A 10841-nucleotide genomic window follows, 5' to 3' on the forward strand; every position below is an offset into this window, starting at 1 on the left:
AACCCGGCCGGCCTGCAGGCCATCGGTGGCAACCTGTTCCTGGAAACCGCCGCCAGCGGCGCGCCGCAGGTCAGCACGCCAGGCCTGAACGGTTTCGGCACCACCGAGCAGAGCACCCTGGAAACCTCCAACGTCAGCACCGTGGAGGAGATGGTCAACATGATCACCACCCAGCGTGCCTACGAAATGAACTCCAAGGTGATCTCCACCGCCGACCAGATGCTTTCGTTCGTCGCGCAGAATCTGTAATCAAGTCTATATGGCGGCCTCGGGGTCGCCGGCAACACCGTGAGGTAAGGGTCATGAATCGGTTGTTTTCTATTCTCGCGCTGAGTGGGATTGCTGCGCTGGCAGGGTGCGTGAGCCCACCGCCCAAGCCCAATGACCCGTACTATGCACCGGTGTTGCCGCGTACCCCGCTGCCTGCCGCGGCGAACAACGGCTCGATCTACCAGGCCGGTTTCGAACAGAACCTGTATGGCGACCGCAAGGCGTTCCGGGTCGGTGACATCATCACCATCACCCTGAACGAAGCCACCCAGGCCAGCAAGAACGCCAACTCCAACCTGTCGAAGAAAAGCTCCAACAGCCTGGGCCTGACGTCGCTGTTTGGCAGTGTGCCGAATACCAACAACCCGCTGGGCAGCGGTGACCTCACCCTGAACGCCGGCTACAGCGGCAACCGCGCCACCGACGGCACGTCCAAGGCCGGTCAGAGCAACAGCCTGACCGGTTCGATCACCGTCACCGTCGCGGATGTGCTGCCCAACGGTATCATCGCGGTTCGTGGCGAGAAGTGGCTGACCCTCAATACCGGCGACGAGCTGGTGCGGATCGCCGGCCTGGTCCGGGCCGACGACATCGCCACCGACAACACCGTACCGTCCACCCGCGTGGCCGATGCGCGCATCACCTATTCGGGTACCGGCTCCTTTGCCGATACGAGTCAGCCGGGCTGGTTCGATCGTTTCTTCCTCAGCCCACTCTGGCCTTTCTAGGTGCCGACGATCATGTTCAACTTCAAGCATCTGATGGCGGCCGTGCTGCTGATGTCGACCGCCCTCAGTGTCCAGGCCGAACGGTTGAAGGACATCGCCAGCATCTCCGGCGTGCGTTCCAACCAGTTGATCGGCTACGGTCTGGTGGTCGGTCTGAACGGTACGGGTGACCAGACCACCCAGACCCCGTTCACCCTGCAGACCTTCAACAACATGCTGTCGCAGTTCGGCATCAAGGTGCCTGCCAACTCCGGCAGCGTGCAGTTGAAGAACGTCGCGGCGGTCTCGGTCAGTGCCGATCTGCCGGCGTTCGCCAAGCCGGGGCAGGTGGTCGATATCACCGTGTCCTCCATCGGTAACGCCAAGAGCCTGCGTGGCGGCACCCTGCTGCTGACGCCGTTGAAGGGTATCGACGGCAACGTCTACGCCATCGCCCAGGGCAACCTGGTGGTGGGCGGCTTCGATGCCGAGGGTCGTGACGGCTCGAAGATCACCGTCAACGTTCCGTCGGCCGGTCGGATTCCCGGTGGTGCATCCGTCGAGCGCGCGGTGCCGAGCGGTTTCAACCAGGGCAACAGCCTGACCCTGAACCTCAACCGTTCCGACTTCACCACGGCCAAGCGCATCGTCGACAAGGTCAACGACATGCTCGGCCCTGGCGTGGCCCAGGCCATCGACGGTGGTTCGGTGCGGGTCACCGCGCCATTGGATCCGAGCCAGCGTGTCGACTACATCTCGATTCTGGAAAACCTCGAGGTCGATCCGGGCCAGGCGGTGGCCAAGGTCATCATCAACTCGCGTACCGGCACCATCGTGATCGGTCAGAACGTCAAGGTTTCGCCGGCGGCAGTGACCCACGGCAGCCTGACGGTGACCATCACCGAAGATCCGATCGTCAGCCAGCCGGGGCCGCTGTCCAACGGCACCACGGCGGTCGTGCCGCGCTCGCGGGTCAATGCCCAGCAGGAAGCCAAGCCGATGTTCAAGTTCGGCCCGGGGACCACCCTGGACGAAATCGTCCGTGCGGTGAACCAGGTGGGCGCGGCGCCAGGCGACCTGATGGCGATTCTCGAAGCATTGAAACAGGCCGGCGCGTTGCAGGCCGACCTGATCGTGATCTGAGGCCGGTTCCATGGTTGATATTCGCAACAGCGGCATCGTCAATGTCAGCGATTCGGGGGCGTACAGCGACCTCAATCGCCTGAACAATCTGAAGGTCGGCGATCGCACCAGCGATGGCAACCTGCGCAAGGTCGCTCAGGAGTTCGAATCGCTGTTCCTCAGTCAGATGCTCAAGTCGATGCGTTCGGCCACCGAAGTGCTGGGTCAGGACAACCCGCTCAACACCCCGACGGCCAAGCAGTACCAGGAAATGTATGACCAGCAGTTGGCGGTGACCATGTCCCGTCAGGGTGGTGGCATCGGCCTGGCGGATGTGCTGATGCGCCAGATGTCGAAGGAAAAGCACACCCGGCCATCCGACAGCGGCTTGACGGTCGGACCACCGGCAGGCACGACCGATGCGCCTGCCGCACCGGTCGAAACGCCGATCGCCGCCGGTACCGTCACTTCGACGCCGGGCTCGCCTTTTACCCGTTCCAACGGTCAGCACGCCTTGTGGGCCTCGCGGGTTGCCCACGGCAATGCCGCCGATGGCACTCTGCGCAACGACGTGGCCAAGCTCAATGCCCGGCGCCTGGCGCTGCCGAGCAAGCTCACCGACCGGCTGTTGGCCGGCCTGGTGCCGTCCGCCGATGCCGGCCAGGTCGCGGCAGCCGGCTACGCCGTGCCGGAGCGCACCACTGCCGCCGCCGATGCGGTGCTCAAGAGCGACAGTATGGCGACCCGCAGCATCGCCGTGCCGGCGGCACGCATGCAGATCTACGGTCGTGCCGTGGCCCAGCCGCCATTGGCGCCGGCCAAGCGCGCCTTCGGCTCGCCTGACGAATTCGTCGCCACCATGCTGCCGATGGCCGAGCAGGCCGCCAAGCGCATCGGGGTCGACCCACGCTACCTGGTGGCCCAGGCCGCGCTGGAAACCGGTTGGGGCAAGTCGGTCATGCGTCAGCAGGATGGCAGCAGCAGCCACAACCTGTTCGGCATCAAGACCGGCAGCAGTTGGCGGGGACCGCAGGCGCGGGCCATTACCAGTGAATTCCGCGATGGGCAGATGGTCAAGGAAACAGCGGACTTCCGTTCCTATGCGTCCTATCAGGACAGCTTCCATGACCTGGTGACCCTGCTGCAAAGCAACAGTCGCTATCAAGATGTGCTGAAGTCGGCCGATAAACCAGAACAGTTTGTGCGTGAGCTGCAGAAGGCCGGTTATGCAACCGATCCGGACTACGCCAGCAAGATCACGCAAATAGCAAAACAGATGAAGAGCTACCAGAACTACGCTGCGGTGACGGGCGCTTCCACGAATTTATAAGGTCTGAATCATGAGTTTGCTCAATATCGGGATGACGGGGTTGAACGCTGCCAGCTCGGCCCTGACGACTACGGGTAACAACATAGCCAACGTCGACACGGCCGGTTATTCGCGCCAGCAAACCGTGCAGACCACCGCAGCCTCGCAGCGTTACGGCAACGTTTTCATCGGCACCGGTACCACCCTGGCGGACGTGCGCCGGGTCTACAGTTCCTACCTGGAATCGCAGTTGCATACCGCGACCTCGCTCAACAGCGACGCCTCGTCCTACCTGGCCCAGGTCACGCCGACCGACTCGATGCTGTCCGACACCAACACCGGCATGACCGCGTCCCTGCAGAGCTTCTTCACATCCCTGCAGGCCGTCTCGACCAAGCCGACCGACGATGCTGCCCGGCAGAACACCCTGAGCAGTGCCAAGGCCCTGAGCGATCGCTTCAACTCCATCGCCAAACAGCTCAACGACCAGAACACCGGGATCAACACCAACCTGGCGGACATGGCCGACCAGGTGAACAAGCTGGCGACCAGCATTGCCCAGCTCAACGAGCAGATCACCAGGATTTCCCCGTCCGCCGGCGCACCCAACGACCTGATGGACAGGCGCAACGAGGCCGTGCGCCAGTTGTCCGAACTGGTCGGCACCTCGGTGACCGAGCGCGGCTCCAACTATGATGTGTACCTGGCCAATGGCCAGCCGCTGGTCATGGGCAACTCCACCAACACCCTGTCGACCGTACCGAGCAAGGATGACCCGAGCCGCTACTCGCTGCAGCTGGAGCGTGCCTCCAGCACCATCGACATCACCGACACGGTGAGTGGTGGCGAGATCGGCGGCCTGCTGCGCTATCGCACCGAGGTGCTGAACCCTTCGCTCAACGAGCTGGGGCGCGTGGCCATGGTCCTCGCCGACCAGATGAACAAGCAGAACGCCCAGGGCATCGACAAGAACGGCAACTTCGGCGCGGCGATCTTCAACGATATCAACAGCGCCGCGCTGGTCAGCCAGCGCAGCATCGCCAAGTCGACCAACAACCCGGCTTCCGGCAACCTGAACGTCAATATCAGCAACACCGGCGCGCTGACCACCTATGACTACCAGGTGACCTTCACCAGTGGTACCGACTACACCGTCAAGCGTTCCGACGGTACCAGCATGGGCACCTTCAGCACCACGACCACGCCGGCACCGGTGATCGACGGCTTTACCCTGAGCCCGAACAGCGCCACGGCGATGACCGCCGGCGACAGCTTCAAGGTCACGCCGACGCGCAGTGGCGCCAGCGATATCCAGATGGTGATGAGCGACTCCAAGAGCATCGCTGCCGCGGCGCCACTGACCGGTGTGACCAGTGCCAACAACGGCGGTACCTACACCCAGCCGGTGCTGGTCGATCAGTTGGGCACCTCCAATGCGACCAACAACGCGCAACTGCAGGACGCCATCAAGTACGGCACGCCGGTCAAACTGGTGTTCGACGCCGCCGGTACCGGCGCCGCCGCCGGCACCCAGGGCTACACCCTGACCGATGCCAAGGGCAACGTCATGGGCACCGGCACCATCGTGCCGGGCCAGGGCAACACCCTGAACCTGAAGATCAACATGGTCGATGCCTCGGGCAACCCGGTGATGGACAACACCGTCACCCCGGCGGTGCAGAAGACCTTCACCGTGCAGACCACCGTGGGCGGCAACCCGAAGGCCGGCGAGAGCTATACCATCTCGATGACCGGCGCCGCTTCCTCGGACAACCGCAACAGCGCAGCCCTGATCGCTCTGCAGACCAGCAAGACAGTCGACACCGGCACCGCCAGCCAGGGTATCAGCCTGTCGGATGCCTATGGCAAGTTGATCTCCAACGTCGGCACCAAGGCCGCCCAGGCCAAGTCCGACAGCGATGCGACCACCACCGTGCTGACTACCGCCAAAGGCGCCCGGGACTCGCTGTCGGGGGTCAACCTCGACGAGGAAACCGGCAACCTGGTCAAGTACCAGCAGTACTACACCGCCTCTTCGCAGATCATCAAGGCGGCCCAGGAAACCTTCAGCGTGCTGATCAACAGTCTTTAAGGAGTCGTAATTCATGCGCATTTCCACCGCCCAGTATTACGAAACGACCGCCGCCAACTATCAGCGCGGCTACGACGGCCTGCTCAAGAGCGCTGCAGAAGCGAGCAGCCTGACCAAGGTCAACACCGCCGCCGACGATCCGGTCGGCGCCGCACGCCTGTTGCAGTTGGGGCAGCAGAGCGCTGCGCTGGTGCAGTACACCACCAACTCCAACTCGCTGAAGACCCAGTACAGTCAGAGCGAAACCGCGCTGCAGTCGATCCAGGACGCGATGCAGCGCGCGCGCGAGCTGGCCCTGTCGGCCAACAACGGTACCAAGACCGACACCGATCGCAAGGCGGTGGCCCAGGAACTGAGTCAACTGCAGGAGACCATCCTCGGCCTGATGAACAGCCAGGACTCCGACGGCAACTACCTGTTCGCCGGTTCGAAGACCAGCGCCGCGCCTTACACCGCCAACGCCGATGGCACCTACAGCTACAACGGCGACCAGTCCACCTTGAGCCTGCAGGTGGGTGACAACCTGTCGCTGGGCACCAACATCACCGGCTGGGAAGCGTTCCAGCAGTCGATCAACACCGCGCGCACCAGTGTCACCATGACCTCGCCAGCGGTCGATGATGGTCGTGTGAGCCTGTCCAACGGTCTGGTCAGCAACAGCGCCACCTATGATTCCAAGTTCACCGCCGGCCAGCCGTACACCGTGACGTTCCTCAGCAGCACGCAGTTGAAGATCACTGACGGGGCCGGCAACGATGTGACCTCGGAAGCCACCCAGAACGGTGTGGTCAGCAACAGCAACGGTGCCAACCAGACGGTGAACTTCCGTGGCATCGACCTGAACCTGAATATCAACCTGAAGTCGGGTGATGTGGCGGATACGGTCATTGCCGGGCATACCTTCACCCTGAGCGCGCAGCCGGACACCTTCAACACCACCCGCAGTGCGGGCAACCCGTCGACCACGGTGATCACCGGGGCGACCACCACCAACCAGACGGCCTACACCAGCACCTTCCCCAACGGCGGTGCGACCATCAGGTTTGGTGCCGGCGGGGCCTATGACGTGTATGCCACGCCAATCAGCTCGACCAGCCAGCCGATCTCCTCGGGGACCATGGCTGCGCCACCGGCGGCACAGACCATCACCGCGGCCGGCGTGACCTTCACCTTCAGTGGTGCGGCCTCGGCGGGCGACCAGTTCATGGTCCAGTCCAACAATCACCAGACCCAGAACATCCTCGACACCCTGTCATCGATGATCAATGCGCTGAATACCTCGGTAGATGGCAATCCGGCTGCCCAGCAGAAGCAGTTGGCGACGATGAACGCGGGGATCAGCAACATTGACAGTGCGTTCGAACAGGTCAGCTCGGCACGCACCACCGTCGGTTCGCGTGGAGCGGCACTGGATAACCAGGCGGCCACCAATGAAAGCCTGACCCTGGCCAACACCAGCAGCCAGCAGGCGATCCGTGATTCCGACCCCGCTGAAGTGATGACCCGCCTGACCCTGCAGCAGACCATGCTGCAGGCCGCCCAACTGGCCTTCAGCAAGGTCAGTCAACTGGGCCTGTTCAACAAGATCTGAAGATGGCGGGCGCGCTCGCGCCCCCTTGTCGTCCAGTATCGTCTTCCAGCCGCTGCGTGCAGCGGCCTCAGGGGCCCTTCCGGCCGGAAGGGCATCCTCCGCTCGAGAGTCCTGCCGTGAACCCTATGCCGCTTGTCAGTGTCGTCATTCCCGCCTCCAACCCGCGGTTCTTCTCCAGGGCCCTCAGTGGGGCGCTGACTCAGGCTTATGGCAATTTCGAGATCATCGTCTGCGACGACAGCCGCGGCGACGAGATCGGGCAGGCGGTTGTGGAACTGAGCGAGAGTGCGGGCAAGGCCGTGCGCTACGTGCGCAACCCGCAGTCGCTGGGCTATATCGGCAACCTGCATGCCTGCCTGGCGCAAGCACGGGGCGAGTACGTCAAGTTTCTCATGGAAGACGACCAGTTGCTGTCCGATATTCTGGCGCAGCAGGTCCAGGTGTTCCTTGAGCAGCCGGATGTCAATCTGGTGCTCGCGCAACGTCTGTTCTGGGACGCCGACGGTCTGCAGTTGCCATCGCGTCTGGAAAACACCGCGCTGTCGCCGGCTTCCGGCCTGTTCAAGGGCGAAGACCTGTTGGCCATCTGCGAAAATTTCCCGGTGAACTTCTTCGGCGGCCTGACCTGCGCGATGTTCCGGCGCACGGATCTGGTCGAGTTGTTGCCGGCGCTGACCCAGCCGGGTCACTGCTTTGTCGCGTCCCTCGACCTGGCCTTGTACATCTGCCTGTTCCGTCGCGGCACCCTGGCGATGTTGAACAATGTGTTGAGCATCGAGCGTCTGTACCCCGAGCGCATGAATCGTCAGCAGGCGATGAAGGATGCCGCTGCCACGGAAATGGAATGGCTGGTGCAGATGCTCAAGGCGCGCGGCGGCGAGTCGGCCCCTGCCCCCGGCTGGGTGCGTTACCTGCCGTTGGCCAATGCCGCCGGCCTGCCGCGCGAGTGGGATGAGTTGCCGCTGAGTCGTACCCTGGGCAACAAGCAGACCACCCAGCCCTGGCGCGTCGGTATTGCCAGTGAAAGTTTCACCCAGTTGTATACCGAATGGCTGGCTTGCCGGACCCTGCCCGAGCCACAGAAAAAGTTGCTGCCCGATACGCTCGCGGGCTGGGCTTGGCAGCCGAAGATCGTGCCCGTGGTGATCGATGAGCAGGGCGGTAGCGCGAGCCTTGGCGTCACTCTGCGCAGTATCGAGGAGCAGCTTTACGCGCCGGAATTGACGCTGGTGCTGTCCAGTGCCTGTACCGAGGCCAGCCTCGATGGCAAAGTGTTCCGTCTGCCGCTGGCGGATGACTGGCGCGAGCAGTTGAACGGCTTGCTGGCGCAACTGGAGGGTGCCGACTGGTTCTATCTGCTGCGATCCGGCGATCGCCTGCGTGAGCCGGCTCTGCTGGTGCTGGCCGAGCGCATCCTGGTCTCGCCGGCGATTCGTTGCGTTTACAGTGATGAGGGGGCCTTGCGTGATGGCGAGTCCGCCGATCCGGTATTCAAGCCGGACTTCAACCTCGACCTGATGCGCAGCTATCCCTACGTTGGCCGTGCGTTGGCTTTCCAGCGCAAGGGTTTCGTCGAGCTGGATGGGTTCGACCTTGTCAGGGGGGAGATGGCACCCCACGATTTGCTCTGGCGCATGGTCGAAAGCGATGGTACCCGGGCCGTGGAACATATCGCCGAGATCCAGGTGGAGTCGCTCTTCTCGCTGGCCAAGTGGTTGTCCTCGCCAGAGGTGCTGGCGCTTGCGCCGCAGGTGACCGGGGCGCACCTCAGTCGTCTGGGCATTGCCCACCAGATCCATCCGGGGGACGGCTCGCCGCTCACGCGTATCGAATACCTTCACGCCGGTCGTCCGCTGGTGTCGATCATCCTGGCCAGCAAGGATCAGTGCGCCGCCCTGCAGCGCTGTATCGATACCTTGCTGGAACGTACGGCCTATGCCGATTACGAGTTGTTGCTGGTGGACAATGGCAGTGAAAGTGCTGGCGCCAGGGCCTGGTTCGATAACATGGCCCAGTTGGGGAGTGAGCGCCTGAGGGTGTTGTCATATCCGCAGCAGGGCAATCCCGCGGCGCTGCGCAACTTCGCCGCGCAGCAGGCGCGTGGTGAGTATCTGCTGCTGCTCAACCCCTATGTCGTGATTACCAATGCCCAGTGGCTGGACGAAATGCTGGCCCAGGCTCAGCGTCCGGAGGTTGGCGTGGTGGGCGCCAAACTGTTCAGCCCGGAAGGCCGGGTGCTGCACGCTGGAGTGGTTCTCGGCCTGCGCGGGCCGGCCGGTCTGCCGTTCTACGGTGAAGTGATGCAGGCGACCGGTTACATGCATCGGCTGCAGGCGGTGCAGGATTTCAGCGCGGTCGGGGCCGATTGCATGCTGGTACGCAAGTCGCTGTTCGACAGCCTTGGCGGTCTGGACGAGGAGAGCTTCGCTCAGACGCTCAACGAGGTGGATTTCTGTCTGCGGGTCGGTCAGAGCAATCACCTGGTGGTCTGGACGCCATTCGCGCAATTGGCCTTGGGGGCCGTACCCGAGGCGACGCTCGAAGCCGGGCAGAAGGTCCGGCGCCAGGCCGAGGAGAAGAGTTTCTACCAGCGCTGGTTGCCGATCATTGCCCGTGACCCGGCCTACAACCCGAGCCTGACGCTGGATGGTCTCAACGGTCCGAGCTTCAGCCTCGAACCGGGTCTGCGTGAAGGCTGGAGTCCATTCTCCGCGCCTCACCTGCCGAAGATCATGGTGCTGCCGATCAATGCCTCGGCCGTCGGCCATTACCGGATGACCCAGCCATTGATCGAGTTGGAAGCTTCTGGGCGGGCGATCGGCCGTACCTACTACAACCTGCCGTCGATCATCGAGGTCGAGCGACAGTCGCCTGACGTTATTGTCCAGCAGGGGCGCTACACGGCACAGCCGATTGAGGAAATCGCGGTCCTGATGAGCTACAGCAACGCGCGACGCATCTATGAACTCGATGATTACGTCATAGACCCGCCGCGCAAGAACGGTCATATCCGCAACCTGCCGCAACGGGATGAGATGGAGCGTCTGATTCGTCGCGGGATCAGCCTGTGCGACCGGGTGGTGGTGTCGACCCAGCCACTGGCCGATGCGCTGTCATCGATGCACCAGGATATCCGCGTGGTACCGAACATGTTGGCGCCGCACATGTGGAGCGGCCTGCAGAGCCAGCGCCGGACCACGAAGAAACCGCGGGTGGGATGGGGTGGTGGTACCAGTCACGCGGGCGATCTGGCGGTCATCGCCGATGTGGTGCGCGAACTGGCCAACGAGGTGGACTGGGTGTTTTTCGGCATGTGCCCGGAGGAACTGCGGCCGTACATGCATCAGTTTCATGGGGTGATCGATCTCAAGGACTACCCGGCGAAGCTGGCGAGCCTGAACCTTGACCTGGCGCTGGCTCCGTTGGAATTCCACATTTTCAACGACTGCAAGAGCAACCTGCGCCTGCTGGAGTATGGAGCCTGCGGTTATCCGGTGATCTGCACCGATACCAAGGCCTATGCCGGCTACCTGCCGTGCACGCGGATCCGGACCAACACCACCGACGAATGGATACAGGCCATTCGCATGCACCTGGCCGATCCCGATGCCAGTTACCGCATGGGTGATGAATTGCGCGAAACCGTCCTGCGCGACTACATGTTGCGCGGCGATAACGTCCGCTACTGGGAGCAGGGCTGGCTGGCCGATTGAGTCTGCCGTGCTCTGGACGGCTGACCACCATTTCTGT

Annotated in this window: 7 protein-coding genes; all 7 read left to right on the forward strand. The window is 63.0% G+C overall.

The genetic code is table 11. The features are described from left to right. Positions 1-249 (forward strand): flagellar hook-basal body complex protein (locus tag K675_RS30375; RefSeq protein WP_037006285.1); only part of this gene is annotated, 249 nt, incomplete at its 5' end. 53 nt (positions 250-302) lie between these two features. After that, the gene (flgH, locus tag K675_RS0104015) at positions 303-998 is read left to right on the forward strand and encodes a flagellar basal body L-ring protein FlgH (RefSeq protein WP_026144908.1); all 696 of its coding nucleotides are present in this window, start codon (positions 303-305) and stop codon (positions 996-998) included. Between the two features lie 12 nt (positions 999-1010). Then, positions 1011-2120 carry a flagellar basal body P-ring protein FlgI gene (locus K675_RS0104020; protein ID WP_017902224.1) on the forward strand — a complete coding sequence of 370 codons (1110 nt, stop codon included), beginning with the start codon at positions 1011-1013 and terminating at the stop codon, positions 2118-2120. Positions 2121-2130: 10 nt separating this feature from the next. Then, positions 2131-3429: a flagellar assembly peptidoglycan hydrolase FlgJ gene (flgJ, locus tag K675_RS0104025; RefSeq protein WP_017902225.1), complete on the forward strand. Its 1299-nt coding sequence runs from the start codon at positions 2131-2133 to the stop codon at positions 3427-3429. Between the two features lie 10 nt (positions 3430-3439). Continuing rightward, complete coding sequence (gene flgK, locus K675_RS0104030) at positions 3440-5500, forward strand: flagellar hook-associated protein FlgK (protein ID WP_020481032.1); 2061 nt, start codon at positions 3440-3442, stop codon at positions 5498-5500. 13 nt (positions 5501-5513) lie between these two features. Further along, entirely contained in the window at positions 5514-7091 is a 1578-nt protein-coding gene (locus tag K675_RS0104035) for a flagellar hook-associated protein 3 (RefSeq protein ID WP_017902227.1), read from the forward strand. Positions 7092-7216: 125 nt separating this feature from the next. Beyond that, positions 7217-10804, forward strand: a complete 3588-nt coding sequence (locus K675_RS0104040; RefSeq protein WP_017902228.1) for a glycosyltransferase — start codon at positions 7217-7219, stop codon at positions 10802-10804. Positions 10805-10841 lie beyond the last annotated feature (37 nt).

Source organism: Pseudomonas fuscovaginae SE-1 (genome assembly GCF_000364705.1).
GTDB classification, from domain to species: domain Bacteria; phylum Pseudomonadota; class Gammaproteobacteria; order Pseudomonadales; family Pseudomonadaceae; genus Aquipseudomonas; species Aquipseudomonas fuscovaginae_A.